The sequence below is a fragment of the Aeromonas cavernicola genome (assembly GCF_002795305.1).
GTDB lineage: Bacteria > Pseudomonadota > Gammaproteobacteria > Enterobacterales > Aeromonadaceae > Aeromonas > Aeromonas cavernicola.
On sequence record NZ_PGGC01000224.1, the window covers coordinates 1 to 697 of the forward strand.

Annotated in this window: 1 pseudogene; it reads left to right on the top strand. The window is 48.9% G+C overall.

The window, feature by feature from the left end:
• Positions 1-17: 17 nt before the first annotated feature.
• Positions 18-408 (top strand): annotated as a pseudogene (locus tag CUC53_RS19365) (DDE-type integrase/transposase/recombinase); the annotation flags it as partial.
• Positions 409-697: the final 289 nt, after the last annotated feature.

Consider the following 697-nt stretch of genomic DNA (forward strand, 5'->3'; position numbering starts at 1 on the left):
GATGTGTATAAGAGACAGGCGATGTGACGTACATCTGGACTGGCCAACGCTGGGGCTATCTGGCGGTAGTAATGGATTTGTTTGCCAGAAAAACGATTGGATGGTAGTTCTCGCTCGCGTCCCATAATGGTCTTCTCATAGGCCCTGACCGTGGCCTATGAGCAACCGGGACAACCACAGGGCGTGATGTTCCACTCTGATCAGGGCAGCCATTACAGCAGTCGCCGATATCAACAACTGTTATGGCGGTATCGGATAAATCCGAGCATGAGTCGACGAGGGAATTGCTGGGATAACGCACCGATGGAGCGGCTATTTCGTAGGTTGAAAAGTGAATGGGGTCCTGAGCATGGCTACAAAAATGTGGTCGATGCCAGGGGGGGGATCAGTGAGGATTTGATGGGCTATTAAAGCAACAATTGTCCCCCTCACTACAACGGGGGTTTGCAACCAAAAGAATCTTAACTGATTGGGCTGCTTATAAAACCGTGGCAACTTTTACTTGACAACAACAGGTGACTCATGCCTAGCTTCGTCCCAGATGCCAAAATGATGTGGCGATGATCTCTCACTGGGGACTTCGTAGAGCCACACTTCAGTGCACTGATTAGCACATAAATAATTGGCAAACGCCTCCAATCAATTGAAATGATCCCTTTCGAATAAGGCACCAATCAATTACTCGTGGAGCTCAACG